Origin of the sequence: Shinella sp. SUS2, assembly GCF_001262505.1 — a bacterium.
Lineage (GTDB): Bacteria > Pseudomonadota > Alphaproteobacteria > Rhizobiales > Rhizobiaceae > Shinella.
In genome coordinates this window covers 1-17,719 of record NZ_KQ410753.1, presented here as the reverse complement: position 1 = coordinate 17,719, position 17,719 = coordinate 1, and the positions used below count along the sequence as shown (strand labels likewise).

16 protein-coding genes are annotated in these 17,719 nt (G+C 56.8%); 6 read left to right on the top strand and 10 right to left on the bottom strand.

Features of this window, described 5'->3' with window-relative positions; all coding sequences use genetic code 11:
• Positions 1–4 precede the first annotated feature (4 nt).
• Together rfbC and rfbA are read right to left on the bottom strand one after the other, a co-directional pair.
• Positions 5–565 carry a dTDP-4-dehydrorhamnose 3,5-epimerase gene (rfbC, locus tag AKG11_RS29670; protein WP_050746547.1) on the bottom strand — a complete coding sequence of 187 codons (561 nt, stop codon included), beginning with the start codon at positions 563–565 and terminating at the stop codon, positions 5–7.
• Complete coding sequence (gene rfbA / locus AKG11_RS29665) at positions 562–1,446, bottom strand: glucose-1-phosphate thymidylyltransferase RfbA (RefSeq protein ID WP_050746546.1); 885 nt, start codon at positions 1,444–1,446, stop codon at positions 562–564. Before rfbA ends, rfbC begins: the two co-directional genes overlap by 4 nt.
• A gap of 170 nt (positions 1,447–1,616) precedes the next feature.
• Between rfbA and rfbB the strand changes: the two genes are divergently transcribed.
• Together rfbB and rfbD are read left to right on the top strand one after the other, a co-directional pair.
• Positions 1,617–2,684: a dTDP-glucose 4,6-dehydratase gene (gene rfbB / locus AKG11_RS29660; RefSeq protein WP_050746545.1), complete on the top strand. Its 1,068-nt coding sequence runs from the start codon at positions 1,617–1,619 to the stop codon at positions 2,682–2,684.
• Positions 2,685–2,690: 6 nt separating this feature from the next.
• Entirely contained in the window at positions 2,691–3,590 is a 900-nt protein-coding gene (rfbD, locus tag AKG11_RS29655) for a dTDP-4-dehydrorhamnose reductase (protein WP_050746544.1), read from the top strand.
• 14 nt (positions 3,591–3,604) lie between these two features.
• Here rfbD and AKG11_RS29650 read toward each other — a convergent pair whose 3' ends face one another.
• Both AKG11_RS29650 and AKG11_RS29645 read right to left on the bottom strand, forming a co-directional pair.
• Positions 3,605–4,966 (bottom strand): hypothetical protein, encoded by a 1,362-nt coding sequence (locus AKG11_RS29650; RefSeq protein ID WP_050746543.1) that lies wholly within the window; start codon positions 4,964–4,966, stop codon positions 3,605–3,607.
• A gap of 66 nt (positions 4,967–5,032) precedes the next feature.
• Positions 5,033–6,028 (bottom strand): M23 family metallopeptidase, encoded by a 996-nt coding sequence (locus AKG11_RS29645; protein ID WP_050746542.1) that lies wholly within the window; start codon positions 6,026–6,028, stop codon positions 5,033–5,035.
• A gap of 110 nt (positions 6,029–6,138) precedes the next feature.
• Between AKG11_RS29645 and AKG11_RS29640 the strand changes: the two genes are divergently transcribed.
• The 3 genes from AKG11_RS29640 to AKG11_RS29630 are packed head-to-tail and all read left to right on the top strand — an operon-like array spanning position 6,139 to position 9,694.
• Entirely contained in the window at positions 6,139–7,860 is a 1,722-nt protein-coding gene (locus AKG11_RS29640; protein ID WP_050746541.1) for a beta-1,6-N-acetylglucosaminyltransferase, read from the top strand.
• Positions 7,853–8,860 (top strand): glycosyltransferase family 2 protein, encoded by a 1,008-nt coding sequence (locus AKG11_RS29635; protein WP_050746540.1) that lies wholly within the window; start codon positions 7,853–7,855, stop codon positions 8,858–8,860. Before AKG11_RS29640 ends, AKG11_RS29635 begins: the two co-directional genes overlap by 8 nt.
• 60 nt (positions 8,861–8,920) lie before the next feature.
• Entirely contained in the window at positions 8,921–9,694 is a 774-nt protein-coding gene (locus AKG11_RS29630; RefSeq protein ID WP_050746539.1) for a capsular polysaccharide synthesis protein, read from the top strand.
• Positions 9,695–9,718: 24 nt separating this feature from the next.
• Here the strand turns inward: AKG11_RS29630 and AKG11_RS29625 are convergent, their stop codons facing one another.
• A complete protein-coding gene (locus AKG11_RS29625) occupies positions 9,719–10,459 on the bottom strand; it encodes a sulfotransferase (RefSeq protein WP_082342797.1) in 741 nt (246 codons plus the stop codon).
• Positions 10,374–11,879: a glycosyltransferase family protein gene (locus tag AKG11_RS29620; protein WP_157255847.1), complete on the bottom strand. Its 1,506-nt coding sequence runs from the start codon at positions 11,877–11,879 to the stop codon at positions 10,374–10,376. Before AKG11_RS29620 ends, AKG11_RS29625 begins: the two co-directional genes overlap by 86 nt.
• 150 nt (positions 11,880–12,029) lie before the next feature.
• On the opposite strand from AKG11_RS29620, the gene AKG11_RS35210 reads away from it, so the two are divergent.
• Positions 12,030–12,284, top strand: a complete 255-nt coding sequence (locus AKG11_RS35210) for a hypothetical protein (protein ID WP_157255848.1) — start codon at positions 12,030–12,032, stop codon at positions 12,282–12,284.
• Here the strand turns inward: AKG11_RS35210 and AKG11_RS29615 are convergent.
• From AKG11_RS29615 to AKG11_RS29600, 4 genes are all read right to left on the bottom strand, one after another.
• Positions 12,279–13,505, bottom strand: coding sequence for a glycosyltransferase (locus AKG11_RS29615; protein WP_050746536.1), 1,227 nt, complete (start codon positions 13,503–13,505; stop codon positions 12,279–12,281). The two genes, AKG11_RS35210 and AKG11_RS29615, sit on opposite strands and share 6 nt — an antisense overlap.
• An 81-nt stretch (positions 13,506–13,586) precedes the next feature.
• Positions 13,587–14,966, bottom strand: coding sequence for an HlyD family type I secretion periplasmic adaptor subunit (locus AKG11_RS29610; RefSeq protein WP_082342795.1), 1,380 nt, complete (start codon positions 14,964–14,966; stop codon positions 13,587–13,589).
• A 15-nt stretch (positions 14,967–14,981) separates the two neighbouring features.
• Complete coding sequence (locus tag AKG11_RS33925) at positions 14,982–16,664, bottom strand: type I secretion system permease/ATPase (protein WP_157255849.1); 1,683 nt, start codon at positions 16,662–16,664, stop codon at positions 14,982–14,984.
• A gap of 109 nt (positions 16,665–16,773) precedes the next feature.
• Positions 16,774–17,604: a calcium-binding protein gene (locus tag AKG11_RS29600; protein WP_050746533.1), complete on the bottom strand. Its 831-nt coding sequence runs from the start codon at positions 17,602–17,604 to the stop codon at positions 16,774–16,776.
• Between the last annotated feature and the right edge of the window lie 115 nt (positions 17,605–17,719).

Genomic DNA, 17,719 nt, shown 5'->3' with positions numbered 1-17,719 from the left:
CGATCTATTGCCAGGAAAAGACGTCAGCTTCCGCCAACCGGGCGGCGGCGAGGTCCTTGTCGGATAGCTGCAGGTCGCCAGCGGCGATCGGCCAGTCGATGGCGATGTCGGGGTCGTCGTAACGGATCGATCGGTCATGCTCGGGCGAATAGTAGTCCGTCACCTTATAAACGACCTCCGTATTCTCGGTAAGCGTGACGAAGCCGTGGGCGAACCCCTTGGGAACCAGGAGCTGGTTCCATTTTTCTGCGGAAAGTTCGACGCCGACCCATTGGGCGAAGGTCGGAGACCCCCTGCGGATATCGACCGCCACATCGAAGATCGCTCCGCGGACGACACGGACGAGCTTGTCCTGCGCCCGCGGGGGCAATTGATAATGTAGCCCCCGCAGCACGCCGCGCCTTGCGGACAGGGAATGATTGTCCTGCACGAAGGTGAGGTCGATGCCGCAGCTCGCGAGCCGGGCGGCGTTGTAGGTCTCGGAAAAGAAGCCACGCGCATCGCCGAAGCGGGCGGGCACGATTTCGAGCACGCCGTCGAGCCTGGTGGGACGTATCTCGCTCATGCCGTGCCGAGCTCCCGGGCGCGCCGGCGCAGGTAGTTGGCGTATTCGCTGCGCCCCATTTGTTCCGCCCGCTGCAACATCCTGTCGACGGGTAGCCAGCCCATTTCCACGCCGATCTCCTCCGGGCAGGCGATCTTGATACCCTGCCGGTGCTCGATGGTCCTTACGAAGGCGGAGGCCTCGTGCAGGCTGTCGAGCGTACCGGTGTCGAGCCAGGCATAACCGCGGCCGAGCTGCTTCACATGCAGCTTGCCCCGTTCGAGATAGGTGCTGTTGACAGTGGTGATCTCCAGTTCGCCGCGGGCGGACGGGGTGATGGAGGCGGCGATGTCGACGACGTCGTTGTCATAGAAATAGAGGCCGGTCACTGCCCAGCTCGATTTCGGGACGACGGGTTTTTCCTCGATGGACAACGCCGTGCCGCCGGCATCGAACTCCACCACGCCGTAACGCTGCGGGTCGTTGACGTAATAGGCGAAGACGGACGCGCCGCTTTCGCGCGCTGCCGCCTGCCGGCAGAGGTCTGAAAGCCCGTCGCCGAAGAAGATGTTGTCGCCGAGAACCATGGCGACCGAGGAGGAGCCGATGAACTCCCGGCCGATGATGAAGGCTTCGGCGAGCCCGCTCGGCTGGGGCTGCACGGCGTAGGAAAGTTCGATGCCGAAATCCGATCCGTCGCCGAGCAGTTCCTGGAACAGCGGCAGGTCGCGCGGCGTGGAGATGATGAGGATCTCGCGGATGCCCGCCAGCATGAGCACGCTGAGCGGATAGTAGATCATCGGCTTGTCGTAGATCGGCAGGATCTGCTTCGAAACCGCGATGGTGAGAGGATAAAGGCGCGTGCCGCTTCCCCCCGCCAGAATGATACCTTTGAACGCCATGTAGGATAGACCAGTCACCAACGGAAAATCGCGCCGAACCTCGCATGGATGAGGGCCGCGTTGCAACACTTGCGCGCACCCAAAGGTGCCGGGCTGTCCTTGCCCTGAAACTTCCCCTTCGGTTAAAGGTGAAGCCTCGCACTTCAGGGGAAGCGGACAGGAAAGCTCGCATGCGCGTACTCGTCACCGGCGGAGCCGGCTTCATCGGATCAGCCGTCGTCCGGCATCTCGTTCTGGAAAAGCGCTATGAGGTCCTGAACGTCGACAAGCTCACCTATGCCGGCACGGAGACGTCTTTGCAGGCTGTTCGCGGGGCGCCCAACTATCGTTTCCTGCGCGCCGATATCTGTGATGGCGAAACCCTGTCGCGAACACTTATAGATTTCCAGCCCGACCGGATCATGCATCTCGCCGCCGAAAGCCATGTCGACCGCTCGATCAACGGGGCGCAGGACTTCATCAACACCAACATCCTCGGCACCTTCACGCTTCTGGAAGGCGCCAGGGCCTACTGGAGCGCTCTGGAGGGTGAACGAAAGCAGGCTTTCCGCTTTCTGCATGTCTCGACGGACGAGGTTTATGGATCGCTCGGTGAAGAAGGCCTTTTCAGCGAAACGACGGCCTATGATCCAAGTTCGCCCTATTCGGCCTCCAAGGCGGCTTCTGACCATCTCGTCAAAGCGTGGGAACGCACCTATGGCCTGCCGGTGGTCGTCTCCAACTGCTCCAACAATTACGGCCCCTACCATTTCCCGGAAAAACTGATCCCGCTTGTCATCCTCAACGCCATGGAGGGCAAGCCGCTGCCGGTTTATGGCAACGGTGCGAATGTGCGGGACTGGCTTTATGTCGAGGACCACGCCCGTGCCCTCGACATCATCGCGGAACGCGGCCGGGTCGGAGAGACCTACAATGTCGGCGGCCGTAACGAACGGCGCAACATCGACGTGGTGACGCGGATCTGCGGCCTGATGGACGGTTTTCGCCCGCGTGCAACGCCGCATGGCGACCTCATCACCTATGTGACCGACCGGCCGGGCCATGACGCCCGTTATGCGATCGATGCGACGAAACTTGAAACGGAGCTGGGCTGGCGGGCCGAGGAGACGTTCGAGACCGGTATCGAAAAGACCGTGCGCTGGTACCTCGACAATGAATGGTGGTGGAGCCCCCTGCGCGAGCGTTATTCCGGCGCGCGGCTTGGTCTGCCCGGCCATGCGCAGAAAACCGGCGTGTGAGGCAAAATGGACGGTAAGCGCAAACGCATGGTGGTGACGGGTCGCGAGGGCCAGGTCGTTCGCTCTCTTCTGGAGCGCGGAGCCTTGAATGAGCGCTTCGAGGTCGTGGCCTTGGGACGGCCCGAGCTCGACCTCCGTGATTCTGACGGCATTGCCGCTGTTCTCCGGCAGGCGCGGCCAGACGTCATCGTCTCGGCTGCCGCCTATACGGCAGTGGACCGTGCTGAAACCGAAGAGGCGGAGGCGTACACCATTAATGCGGTTGCGCCCGGCCGGATTGCCGCCGCCGCGGCTGGCCTCGGCATCCCGGTCATCCACCTTTCCACTGATTACGTGTTTGATGGAGAAAAACTCGAACCCTATCTGGAGACGGATCCGGTTGGGCCGGTGAGCGCTTACGGCCGAACGAAACTCGCCGGCGAGCGCGCCGTGGTGGAGGCGACGGACAATCACGTCATCCTTCGCACGGCCTGGGTCTATAGTCCTTTCGGCAGGAACTTCCTGAAGACCATGCTCACTCTCGCGGAGAGCCGCGATCAGATCAATGTGGTGGACGATCAGCGCGGCAGTCCCACCTCGGCGCTCGACATCGCTGATGGAATCCTGGCGATCGCCGGCAATCTCCTCGACTGCGATGCTCCGCAGCTTCGCGGGATCTTTCATATGACAGGCTCGGGCTCTGCGAGTTGGGCGGATTTCGCAGCGGAAATATTCGCTGCTTCCGCTAGGCGGGGCGGCCCCTCGGCGGGAGTTGGGCGGATACCGTCCTCATCCTATCCGACGCCCGCACGCCGCCCCGCCAATTCGCAGCTCGATTGCTGCAAGTTGGAGCGGATGCACGGCGTGCGGCTTGCAGATTGGAGAGATGCCGTTGCCAGAACGGCCAAACAATTGGTTTTACCTTAGCCTGACCGGGCCGTTCACTGTCGCTTCCCAAGCTTGCGTTCCTGTAAGGCTTTTTCGATGTGTTTCTGCTTGGCAGTTTCACCTGAGAAAAGCGCCCAGTTCCGCCCCTGATTATACAGGATCTTATCGCAGTTTCGGAATGCGACCTGATCCTCCAGATCCACATAGGCATAGAACAGGGCGCATTGATCAGCGAACCACATAGGCCGTTCTTTTCGGCGGGCTGATGCCAGGATTTCGGCAAGATAGTCGCGCAGGTATTGCGCAAAAAGTCTGCCGCCGGTGCTTCGGCGAATTATGTTCGCCGCCGCCGGAACGGTTGCCCAAGGCAGGTTGAAGACGGCGTGCCCCGGCCGCAGGATTTTGGACTTGATGACGACGTCCGCTCCGGGCAAATCCGCAAGCACTTCGCTTGCCGACAGCCCCACGGACCCATCCGCGTCGGATATCAGAATATCCTCGTAGATATCGAGATAAGCGACGGCGTGCATCAACCGTGCACAAGCGTAGTAACCTTGGCGATCCCGTTGACCGAGGCCGGAGACGTCGGTCCGGTCGACTGTAAAGCCGACAGTTTCATCGATCTTCACGCTGTCGACCATGCGCGGATCGAAACCGACACAATGGAAATGGACGCAGCGATCTGGGTTCGTCGCGTTATGAATGGCGAGGAATGGCGTCGCATAACGTTCGTAATAGGCTTGATCGACGGAAAGGATGGTTGCATTCTTCCAGCTTGAAGGCTTGATTTTCAAGAGCCAGGGGGTTGTATCCCGGGCAGGCTTCGGCAAGGCCGCCTTGGCGGCCGCCAGTGGGGGGATGAGGTCCAACCCTGTCGAGAAGCGGATGATTCGCTCCCTCGCGTCATGATGCTCCCCAAGGGAGTTTTGTAAGAGAGCGGAGAACAGGCTTGCCCGGTGTTGCTCTGCCGGCCAATGGCTTCGGATGAGGTCGATCGCTTCCGACACCCGATCCCTGAAGCCATCGGAATCTACACCTTGCGCAATGGTCTCCCAGTTCAACCGATAGGTGGCAAGGAAATAAAGGTCCGCCATATGGACTGGAAAGTGATGATGAGAAGCCTTTTCCTGAATGACGGCAGCCAACTGCTTCCAGTCCTTCAGGAAGAACATGAGCCAGGCAAACTCCACAATAGAACGCCGACTTTTCAGTCTGGCGTGACCATCGCGCCTGATTTCATCCGAAAGGTCCTTGAAGAAGGATCCTTTCAGACTTTCCTTGGCTAGGAAGAGTATCCGCGCATCGTGTGATCTGAAGCGCAGAACCTCATTCCGGATTGATTTTGCGGCCGCATAGCGGCTGACCATTGCCTCCAGCCCCTGGTCCAAGGAAGGGAACCATCTTGTGAACATCATGCATCCTTCTGCCGGGCGGACCTTAGCAGTATCGCTGCGCTTTACGAACGGATTTTGATGGGTGCGTCATTCCACGACGATGCTGGAACTGGTGCGCCTCACATCCGTGTCGCCCTGCAGCACTAAAACGTCCAGTTCATAGCGGCCGGCAGGAAGTGCCCGCTTCCTGCCGGCAAAGGCGGAAAATGTAGCCTTATCCCGGTCGATCGGCTTGCTCGTATGATCTATGACGATGTTCTTCTGATTATCCGTCAGGACGAGCTTGATTGTATTTCCCTTCTTCAGGTTCGCAAGCCAGACCCAGGCGACAAACAGCTTGTCACTCGAAAGGGCCTGCGCTGGCGGTCCCTCGACGACGAGAGCCTGATGGTTGACCGGCTTTCCGGCGATTCCTGACGCTAGGATTGCCGGCTTCGTCAGGTCGATTTTTTCGACGATGTCCCGGGAAAAAAGGGAAGCCGCTTGTCCTGTTGCCGCGGTGCAGCCTTCCGAAAGTTTACGTCCCGTCAGAGGATCGAGTGTTTCGCCGTTTTGGGAAACAGTGATGTGGACATGGGGGAACTGGGCGAGACCGGAGGAGCCGATATCTCCGAGGTGCTCGCCCTTACGCACGTTAGTTCCTGGTTGGACGGTGAGACTTCCCTTCTTAAGATGACAATACTGGACTTCGTAGCCATCCTTCAACTGCATGACGAGGCCGTTGCCGCATTCCTTTCCGGAAATCCTCACCCGGTCTTCTTCTGTCTCGACGAGATGATCCATCTCCCCATCCCTGACGCGCAGCACCTTGCCGTCGGCGACGGCGATAACGGGGTAACCTTTCTCCATGTCTTTTAGGGAGAGGATGCGCAGATCGGTTCCCTTGTGGCCATCATAAGATTGGCTGCCACATAGGGGATCGGCGACGCCCTTTCCCGCATCCATGTCAGGATATTGCTGCATGAAGCACGTCTTGCCGAGCTCGCATTGCGCCGGCAGACCGAGCTCGATCGCCAAGGCCGGTACGGCGAAGACAAGGGGTGTGAAGAGGACGGAGCCCAGGAGTGGGAAAAGGGTTCGCAAAGGTTTTTTCCTGAATTGAGGGAAAGACAACAGGACATATGGAACGGGCGGCAGTTGACGGCCGGCTTGGCGACGCTCTACCTAGCAAGCCGTAAGGAGACAGGCGGAATATGGCCATTTTAGCGTTCGTCTTGATAGCCCACGAGCCGGCGGAAGTGGTCGGAAAATCGATCGACATGCTGTTGACGGCCGATGACGAATGCGTTGTTTGCCTTCATTATGACCGCAATTCTTCACTTGCAGAATTCGCAGAGCTCAAGCGGCGCTACGACGCGAACGAACGTGTTCTCCTCGTCGAGGAGAGAGCCCGCTGTGGCTGGGGCCAATTCGGCCTCGTTGACGGAACGATTCGCGCGCTGCGCCTGCTCGCCACGTCCGGAAAAGCCTATAGCCACGCCTATCTGGTCAGTTGCTCCTGTTGGCCGATCCGACCGCTCGTTGAACTCAAACGGTTCCTCGATCACAATGACGAGGTTGACTTCATCGAAAGCCACGACGAGCGCTGGATGACGGGTGGCTTGCGGCAGGAGCGTTATACGCTGCGCCATCCCTTCAGCTTCGCCCGCCGTCGAGTTCTGTTCGAAGCAAGCGTCCGCCTTCAGCGCAAATTGGGTATCAAGCGGAAAATCCCTGCCGGGCTGGCACCGCGCTACGGTTCACAATGGTGGTGCCTGCGTCGGGAAACGATCATCGGAATCTTGCGTTGGGTGAAGGAAAACCCCGCCGCCTACCATTTCTACCGACAGGTCTGGATTCCAGACGAGACCTTCTTCCAGACGATCGTTCACGCGCTTGGAGGCGCGGTCGCCCACGGCTACATTCCGACCCTCTATACGTTCAATATCCATGGCAAGCCGATTGTCTTTTATGATGACCACCTCGCTTGGCTGCAGGAGCAACCGCATTTTTTCGCGCGAAAGGTTGCTCAATCCGCAGAGCAATGCCGCTCGGCGCTGTTAATGCGGGCCGCCTTGCCCCATCCGGCCGATCAGGCGGTCCTTACCGTGCCGCAGGCTGGAACACGGATGCCGCCGCGTACCGAAACCAGTCCTTCCTACGGGCGGATATTCGATCCCGGTTCGGGCATCCGGAATTGGCCGAAGAACCTTGAGACGATGCGCCAACCAAGCGCCGTCCTCTATGGGCCGCCGCAATTGACGCGGTTCGCGGCCGAAATCCTTCGCGCCTCGGGCAGCCTGACCGTGCTGGGGCGCCTTTTCCATGCCGAGCGGGCCGAATTCCAACCTGGGCAATCCGACTTTCATGGGCTTCAATCCAACGAGATAAGGCTTCGCGACTATGACCGGGCGCTCTATCTGTCCCGGATTCTGTCCCGTTGCACGGACCTGCCCGTCTTCGAATTGTGCCCGGGAGACGATCCCACCTTGGAAAGGCTTGTCTTCGAAAACGAGAAGGTCTTTGTCGCAATCCCACTTCTCCCGGGCGGCCGATTGCCGGCATGGCGCTTCCTGTTCTGGTATCTGGCTCTGCCGGAGCAACAACAGGCCGCCATCGATGCGGCGGGCCACTGGTTTGATCGCCTGCGGCGCACGGAAGAGGTGGCTACAAGACATTTCGGCCAGAAGCATGTGGCTGCGATGGAACGAAAGCTGTTTGGCTCTGCAAACGGGGCAAGCCTGATATTTTCAGAGGCAGGCACACCACCCGACCCCGACTGGAAAGCGTCGCTGCAATTCCTGCATGGCGGACGGATGGAGCCCTTGCTGAAATCCTTCGACAGAATTGCCGAGACCTTTACCGGGCAGGACTGGCGAAAGCTCGCCCCATCATTTGTCGGGGAATCTGAAGGACTTGCGATACGGCATGGCTAGAAAACTCAAGCATCGTCTGGTCAGCAGCCGCACCTATAATTTTATTCTCGCGCGCTGGCAGAATTTGCGCTTCGGCAGCCAGTTGCGCTGCGTGCAGAACCGTCTTGGTAAGAGTGACGCCTGCATTCTTTTCAGCTGCATCCGCAACGAAATGCACAGGATCGATTTCTTCTATCGCTATTACAAGGAACTGGGCGTCGATCACTTCGTCTTCGTCGACAATGACTCCACGGACGGGTTTCAGGAATGGAGCGCGGGCAAGGTGGATATTTCGGTCTGGCATACCGACAAGGGATACAAGAAGGCTGGCTTCGGCATCTATTGGTGCAACTATCTTCTCCAGAAATATGGGACGGGAAAGCTCTGCGTGACCGTCGATCCGGATGAGTTCTTTGTCTATCCCCATATGGAAACCCGCACGCTCAAGGATCTCGGCCAGTATCTGAAGGAGATCGGCCGGCCATGCCTGCATGTACTGATGCTCGATGCCTATAGCGACCGACCGATTGATGAGACGGTCATGGTGCCAGGCGATGATCCTTTCAGCCTCTGCCCCTATTTTGACCGCGACGGCTATGTCCAGAGGTCGAACTACATGTCGGGAACCTTTGTGCAGGGCGGCCCACGGCTGCGTGCTTTCAATCGCGACACGCCGAAGGAGGCTCCCGCCCTCAACAAGATGCCGCTCGTCTGGTGGAAGAAACACTATCGCTACCAGAGCTCGGCGCATCTCATGTGGCCCTGGTTACTCAACAAGACATCCATGAAGGCCGGCATTCCCGTGTCCGGGGCCCTCTTCCACTTCAAGTTCCTCTCTTCCCTGCAGCAGAAGGTGGAGGAGGAGATGACGCGCCGCCAGCATTATGGCGGTAGCCGGGAGTACAAGCGCTACAAGGAAAATATCCGCAGTACCCTTTATCTCGAAGGTGTCAGCGTGAAGTATGAAGGCGCGGGCCAGCTTGTGAATCTCGGCCTGATCAATGAGGGGGAGTGGGTTTGATGTCTCACACCGCCTTCTCTAGAATCGTTGGGAAACTCCTTTCATTTGCAGGCTCGTGATATGGTAGTCCCTCGCAAGATTTATGCCCTCTGGCTGCAAGGCGTCGATACGGCACCTGAAATTGTCAAGGCTTGCCTTGAGCGCTGGAAGAACCTCAATCCGGAATGGGATCTTGTCGTTCTGGACAGGGAACATGCCCTGAAGGCGATTGGTGATTTTCCCATTGACCTTTCCAAATTCTACCAGCCGCAGGCCTTTTCCGATATTCTCCGGCTAAAGCTCCTGCAGGATGGGGGTGTCTGGGTCGATGCCACGGCCTATCCCATCGTGCCTTTGAAGGACTGGATCGACAATGCTTCCGCCCCCTCGGGCTTTTTTGCCTTCATGGGACACCATGCATCACTGGACGTGTCGAGCTGGTTCCTGGCGGCCGAAGACGGCAACATGCTTTGCCGCAAATGGTGGGCAGAGACCTGTCGCTATTGGCAACAGCCGCGAAAGCTCATCACGTTCAAGGACAACGGTGGGTTCCGGCGCAATTATGAAATCGATCCGATGTGCGTTTCGCCCGTAGCAGAGAAGGACACGTTCCCCTTCTTCTGGGTGATGTATCTTTTCTCCTATCTGCGCAAAACGGATGCGGATTTCGACAGGCTCTGGGAAATGACGCCGAAGTTCAGCGGACTGGATGCTCATGCCGTTCAGTTTTCCATCGAGGATGAGGGGTTCCGGTTGGAAGACACCCTGACGAAGGGACCGGTGCAGAAGCTGACATGGAAATCCGACGCCTTTTCCGAGCGGTTCCTATCGCTCAGCAGGGCTCTCCAACCGTAATCGGGACGGCCTGCCGGCACTCTCTCAATAGGAGTGCCGGGTTTCCATGACCTTCTTGTAAACACCCTCATTGAAGGGCACGCCGAGAAATTCCGTCAATCTGCGGGCGTGCTCCGGCCCATGGGTCAGCTCTTCATACTCGACATGAAAAATATTTGGGGCACTGGCGAAACGGTTGTCCCGTAACCGCTGATCCATGCTGCGGATCGTGGCGTAGGAGTGAGCCGTATCCTTCCACCAGCTGCTTTGGGATGTGGCGAGAATGTCGCGATGGTTGAAGACGATTTTCGCGCCCTCGAAGATTTCCAAGATATCGGCCAGGAAGGCGTCGAAATCCTCGATCTCGTTCCAGTTGATGCGGATTTCCTTGCATCCGATCACCGTTGCATCCGCGGGCGGCTTGAGGATCGTCTCCACGAACGCCTTGCGCAGGCTATTGCGCACTTCGTCCGGCTTGATCAGGTCGGCCCCGTACCAGGGATGAACCGGCAGCATCGACTTCTTGGCAACCTTGCCCGTCGTGTCCTTGGCGGCCCGGTAAAAGCTGCAAAGATGCGCAAGCGCATTGTGGTTTTCCCCTCGGATACAGAAGCCCGGCAGGCTGTTGAGATACCCCATCAGCAAGGTTGAGCCAGAGCGGCCATAGGTGAAGATGAAGACGTAGCGGTGGGATTGGCGCTTACTGGGCGCCTTCTTCGGGGAATTCGAAGCGCCAGCGGTTTTTGGCGTCGAGAGTTTGCTGATTAAGCTTCGAAATGATTTCATAGAGTTCAAAGGTCCTTTCAACGCTGGACACGTCGCTGATGACCGCGCCCTCGTAGTCCCGGTCGTCCTTGATATAGATTTCCCGGATCGAGAGGAATTTCGAATTCAGGGCGGTAGCCTCCAGGCCGTTGGCGCTCATGACCCGGCCGGTCGCGTAGTCTTCCAGCATGTGCTGATATTTCGGGAGCGGCGTCGATGCAATAAGGTTCGCCGCCTTGCGGCTCAGGAAGTATCCGCCTTGTCCGTCATACCAGGTCTGCTCGGGATCAATCTCGAAGATCAGGCCGGCAAGCTGCTTGTTGAAGACAGCCGTGCTGTGCCAGTCGAAAGCGGTGCGGCTGCCCAGATTCACGTCGCTGCCGATATAGTCGAATTTCTCGTACGTAAATTCCAGAAGCTTCTGGACGTTAAGGAGGCAATCGTCATCAAGCTTGAGGTAATGGTCGGCGTCAACGATCCGCAGGGCGGCGGAAACGCCGTGCCAGATTTTGTGCGAAAGATATTCATAGGTATCGGGAACCGGCAGGATCAGCCGATCCTCGATGAGGACCGCTTCGGATTGCTCGGGATGGCCCTCGATGAAGTAGATGTCGATATTGGCAAGGCGCGCATCCTTAGACCAGGTGTCGCGAATGGCCTGTTGCTTGTGGCGATTCTTCTTGCAGCTTACGACGAGTACGGCGAGCTTGCTGCGCCGCTGTATGGCGGTCGTCTTCTTATGATCGCGCAGCAGAATCGGAGCGTCCGCCAGCCGCACGTCGTCCAGATCCCAGGTCAGGCTCGCTCTCGGCGTGGGTCCCGGGGCGTGGAAAGGATGGCGGCCGGCGATATCTTCCGCCGACAGGCGCAGCTTGCCACCGACGTCCACGAAGTATGTCTGCTTTCCGATCGAGAACGCCTGGAGATCTCCCGGATGCGCTTCGTCGAGCAGGAGGAAGTCGTCCATCCGGCTGCGCAGCCGCTTGTCGCGGACAACCGTGGCAAGGCGATCTGGATCGGTCTGCGAATCGAGGAAGATAACATTGCGATGCCGGACCTCGGACAGAACCCTGTTCATGAACAGAGCTCCCTTGAGCTTACGCAAGGCGCCGTCGCTTTTGACGGTCATTTCGATGACCGACGTGCGGACGTTGAAACAGGTGCTCTGCAGGCCGACGAAGAAGCTGTGCCGGAACAAGCTCGAATTGTGAACGACAACGAGAAGTTCATCGAGATAGGGATGGACCTTTTCAGCGAGGCGGCTGAAGGCCTCTTCGTTTCCATCCCAGAGATAGAGCGCCGAAAGTCCGGGCTTCAGGCCTTCTGCTTCTCCGAGCGCCCGTAGCCGAGAGCCGGGCCCCATGCGGAACCTGTATTCGGGAAAGAACCGCCAGCGCCGCGAAAGGGCCTCCATGACCGGCTCGTCGCCGCCGATCGTCATGTAACGGAAATTGCTGTAGACGCTCCAGACAATGGATTTCGGAAAGGCCTTGCAGGGAAATTCCAGCCGGAAATCCTTCAGCTCCAGGACGAAGGTTTCACCTTCGAGAAAGAGCGTTCCTTTTATCGACTGCCCCTTGAAGAGGAAATCATGCGTCTGCGGTTTGCCCCAGACGCCTGCATAGCGATCCTTGACAGAGAGTTGGCCTGCTTCCTTGTCAAATTCCACATGGAAGAGAACGTCATCGGCCAGACTGTCCACGATATGGAAGTAAAGCCGCGCCTCCTTGTCGAGAGCGGAGACGGAGAAGCGAAGAGGGCTGTCGAACCTCTTGATGATTTTGATTCTCTTCATATCGTTTACTCCAGATCCTGCACCGTCCTTTTTGGACGCGCCGCCCTATGACGCGCCCATCGGCCCCTTTACCACGCGCTCGATCAGGTTAAAGTATTGCCGAGTGAGATTCTTCATGTCGTAGCGCTCCAGCATGAGCGCCCGGGCTCGCTCCCGCAGAGGAGCATACCGTGCCTGATCGGTCAGCACATCGGCAAGCCGCTCGGCCAGCGTCTCCGGCTCGAAGAAAGGCACGAGAAGGCCGTTTTCGCCATCCGTTATGATCTCGCGCACCGGATCCGTATCCGAGCCGATGATGAGCGCGCCAGCGCTCATGGCCTCCATCATGGACCAGGATAGCACGAAGGGCACCGTCAAGTAGACATGGGCAGCGGAGATGCGCAAGGCATCGCGCAGAGCACGTAGCGGCTGGCGGCCAAGGAAATGGAGGCGGTTTTCATCGAGGGGAAGATTTTCCAGGGCCCATTCCTTGTAGGTCTTCCCGTCCGGACGCTTGGCGCCATAGGCGACCCGATCCTCGCCGATAATGACGACATGAACTTCCGGCCGGATTTTCTGGAGGATCGCCACGGCCTCCATGAATTGCGGAAACCCACGGTAGGGCTCCATGCCACGCGCGATATAAGTAATGACCGGATCGCCCTTGCGGAATACGAGACTGCCGACCGAGAAGGCAGCTTCCGCATCGGGTGAAAAATAGTCGGTATCGACCCCGTCATGTAGAACTGAAATACGGTCCTGAAATTGGGGGGGGAATTGGTTTTTCTGAAACTCAGTCGGGCATTGTCCCCAATCCATCGCAGCTAGATCATGCAGGATTGCAGTGTTTTTCATACGGATTTTCAGTTCAGTGTCCGGATTTTTAGGAGCCTCGCCATCAAGAAAGGAAGAATCTGAACCATAGGTATGATAGTACCACTCGAAATAGGGCATGTATTTCGCTTGTGGCCAAAGATCTTTCAAGAAAATTCCATCCCCAAAGCCGGAATGGGCAAGAATGATATCGGGATTCCAGCCCTTTGCTTTTATTGGCATGAGTGCTGTGTAGACGGCCTGCCCGCGAATGACTGAAGTTTCTGTATAGCGGAGCGCTGGGTGGATATCTTTTCGTGCTTCGCGATGAGGCGTATAGCCTACCCCCTTGATCAGAGCTGGCTGTTTGTTGGAAGCCAGCGAACCGGAAAGCATATCGATATCTCGCCGCCCCTTTAGATGGCGTACGATACGAGCATACTGACCGGGAAAATTATTGTGAACGAACAGGATGCGCATTCGGCCTCTTTCGGGTTTCGCCAGCGAAGCCTTTAAAGCAAGGATCGGCCGATGGAAACCTCTGGCCGATAGGTCTATCCGTCAATCTTGATAGGTCCTAAGTGCAAACCGTGTCACCGGATCGGCGAGATGCTGCAGAAGAGTTCTGGCCTCGGTCTGGAAGAACAATTCGGCAACATTGCCAGGCAATATGTTTCGGCCGTGACGATTGTTCTCCATCCGCACACGCGCAACGTAGTAGGAAACTTTCGGGTCAGAAGGCATCGCCATGGCATCGGCTGAAATATAGGCGACCTTGCCTTTAAGAGGAGGTGTTACGGTCACCTGATCACTCGGAAAAATAATTTCCACATCCTGATCGATAAAAATCTTGGTGATATCTTGCGGCAAGATTGGCACTTCAAACAGCAATGATGCATCTTTCGGCAAGATATCGGCGATTTTCTCTCCTGGTTTAACAACTGCTCCGAGCGATTTGAATGGCATGCTGAGCACAGTTCCATCGACAGGCGCGGTGATGTCAGCGCGGCGCAGACGGTCATCGAGCCGATTGATCACATCCTCTGTCTGATTTAGTCTCTGTTGCAGCTCCGTAATCTTCTGGCTGGTCTGGGCAGCGTGTTCGGCGGCAAGCCTCTGCTTCTCGTCATTGAAAGAGCGAATATTATGGTGAGATTTTTGAACTGCTGCCTGAGTATTGGACTTCTGGGCATCAAGGCGCGCCGTTTCGCGCTGTAGCGACAGGACACGGGCGCGCTGCGTCAAGCCTTTGGCCAGCAGTTCAGTGAGGTCCTTCTCCTCTTTGACGATCAGAGCCTTCTGCGAATCAAGGGCACTGATCTGATCTTTTAAATAAACGAGATCTTCTTGTTCATTGGCGATTTTACCGTCCAGAACCAAGAACTGCTGCTGGAGTGCTTGTCGGGTGCTCTTGAATTCGGCAACCTGGCTTTGATAGGCTTCGATAACGCGCGGATTATCAGCAACAGGGGCGAGCTTTCCGGGTGAAATTGAGAAGCCATTGGTGGCATCATCCCGCTCGGCCCTCCAACGTTCCAGCTCGATAGTAGCCAGTGCCCGCTCGATATACGTTCGATCACGTTGGGATCGGTTGGCTGTCTCATCCAATCGTGCGATGACGTCACCACGTTGAACCGTAGCCCCTTCGCTTACACGAATTTCCTCGATAATGCCGCCCTCGAGATGCTGGACGACGCGGTTATTGCCTTCTGCGATAACGCGGCCGCTTGCTATCAGGGCGCCGCCGAGTTTGGCGGTGGCCGCCCAAGCACCACCAAAGCCAAAGAGGGCAACAAGCACGAGGACGGCGACAAGCATAGGCTTGCCGCGGCTGGTCGGAACGGCATCGCTCCAACTCTGAAGCGCCTCAAGGCGCAGACCGGAAAGTGGTGGAGTGGACGGCCGCCCGGCGTTCGTCTCAAACGGCAGATGTTCATTCATGACTGCTCTTTCCGATCAGGATGCCTTGTTCGGCACAGGGCGCACAAGTTTACCTGGCATAACGTCGCTTGGATTGCCGAAAGCATCCACCTGCCCTCCCTTCAAGATGAGAACCTTATCGACATGATGAAGGAGAGACAGACGCTGGGTCACAACGATGGAAGCGATACCGGCAGAGGCGGCTCGCTTCAATGTTGCAAACAGTATCTGCTCTCCCTCAGTGTCGAGGCTGGCATTTGGTTCGTCGAGTACGACGAAAGCCGGTCCGCCATAATAGGCTCTGGCAAGGCCGAGGAGTTGCTTTTGACCACCAGAGGGCTGGAAGCCTTTTTCTGAGATAACGGTATCATAACCCTCCGGGAAGCGCATGATTATATCATGGATACCAACAAAACGGGCAGCTTCGATTGCGAGTTCCGGTGGGTCATCTATACGCATGCGTGCAATGTTTTCGCGTACTGAACCTTCGAAAAAACCAACTTGCTGCGGTAGATAACCCATATGAATGCCCCGAGTGACGGGATCCCAAGCTCGAATATCTTGCCCATCAAGCAAAATTTGCCCTCCGGAGGGCTCAAGATAGCCGATGAGAACACGAGCGAACGTCGATTTTCCGGCCCCACTTGGTCCAATAATGGCGACGTTTTGCCCAGCTGTGATAACACCAGAAATGCCCTTTAGTATCGGCTGCTTACCTGGCCCCGGGATATATATGACACGGTCTGAGGTGAGGCTATGAACTGGCCGCGGCAAAGGTGTCTGCCGATTTGGCAAATTGAATGAGGCTATACGTGTATCGAGATTTTTTAAAGCAAGACTAGCTTGCTTTAATTGGCGCCAGCCGCCAACGATCGCCTCAATCGGTGCGAGGGCACGTCCAGCGATAATGGATGTAGCAAATATAATGCCTGGTGTGACATGGTCAGATAGTACCAGAAGCGCGCCGCCGCCAACCATAGCCACTTGTATTAATTGGCGAATTAATTTGGATGTAGAAGAAAGAGTGCTAGTTCTAGCAAGTAACTGTAGAAGAAATGTCAGGTGTTTTTGCTGGTCACGTCCCCAGTGGGCAACACTCTGTGGGTAAAGGCCGAGCGCGCGAATTGTCTCGTGCTGGCGAAGGAGGTTATCGAGTGTTCTGTGGGCTGCGCTCGCGGCTTCATCCGTTTCTTTGACCCGCTCTCTCGTCAAGAACTCGCCAAGCATGGCAATACTCAAAAGGAGAACCATACCAATGAAAACTATCCCCCCCAGAAATGGATGAATTAAAAATACAAGAAAGAGAAAAAGCAGCATTACTGGTAGGTCAAATAGGTTTGGAAAAACGTTTGACGCAACCATCTTTCGGATTTCAGAAAGTTGTCTAAGGCTAGCAGCAGTAGTTTGTCGAGGAAGAGTAAGTTCACCAGCCAGCAAGACGCCAGACATTCTGGCTTCGAAGCCTATACCAATACGGGATAGCAAGGCCTGCCGCAGTGTATCCAGTAGGCTAAAAGCTACGAGCACAACGCACGCTATAATAGTGATTGCAACTAAAGTCTCGATGCTGCGCGACGCAATGACACGGTCATAAACTTGGAATAAGTAAAGCGGCAAAGCCAGAAGGCAAAGGCTTGAGAGCATCGATAAAACTGCAACACCGGCCATGGCCTTCCAAGCCGCTCTTTTTTCGGCAAGGTAGATGTCGGGCAGGGACATGTTTATTCCTTCTAAGCTATGCAAGAGCTTTCTGCCTTCGACATGAAGTCCGAGCAGATGCATAAAAAAAGGGAGGCAGAGCCCCCCTTTTTCTCGTTTAATTCGTTTATTAAACGAAATCATCCGCGGTCAACGCGTCAGCACCAACGTCGTTGATGGTGATAATGGTGGACGAGTTGAGCGTGATTACCGCGTCAACCTTGGTTGCATCACCCGAAGCAGAGCCCGAATAATCAATATCAAGGTCAGCAAAAGCGATACCATATGCGGTCAGGTCAAGCTTATCTTCACCTACCGTGAAGTCGGTGACTTCATCTTCACCAGAACCCTTGATGAAGCCGAAGACGTCCTTGCCAAGGCCGCCGGCCATGACGTCGTCGCCGAGGCCACCCCAGATGGTGTCATCGCCATTACCGCCATCGATACCGGTGTCGTTGCCAGCGCCGCCGTACAGGACGTCGTTGCCGATACCGCCAACCAGGCCGGTGTCGTTACCGTCGCCGCCGTACAGGGTGTCGTTGCCAGCGCCGCCCTTAATCGAGTCGACGCCATCGCCGCCACCGATTACGTCGTCACCGGCCTCACCGTCGACGGCCACGTCGTCACCCTTACCTGCCCAGATGGTGTCGTTGCCGTCACCGCCGAGGAGGGAGTCAGCGTCTTCGCCACCATAGATGATGTCGTTGCCCTTACCACCTTCGATGGTGTCAGCACCCTTGCCGCCGCCGAGAACATCGTCGCCGTCACCACCGAAAATCTTATCAGTGCCGGCATCGCTTTCGCCAGCGAATACGGTGTCGTTGCCCGTACCGCCATAAACGGTGTCGCCACCATCGTGGCCAACGATGTAATCGTTGCCGGCGTTACCATAGATGTTTTCACCTGCGGCCGTGCCGAACAGCGTATCGTTGCCTACCGTACCGTTAATGTCGTCAGCCATTTCAGAGGCTCCCTTTTCGAAATTCGTTCAATGCTGGGTGTCCGTCGTCAAATGAACTGAGACTTTTCGGGCTTTGGAAGAGCGGAGTTTCCGGCTCGGTTTGCGGGTTGATTTA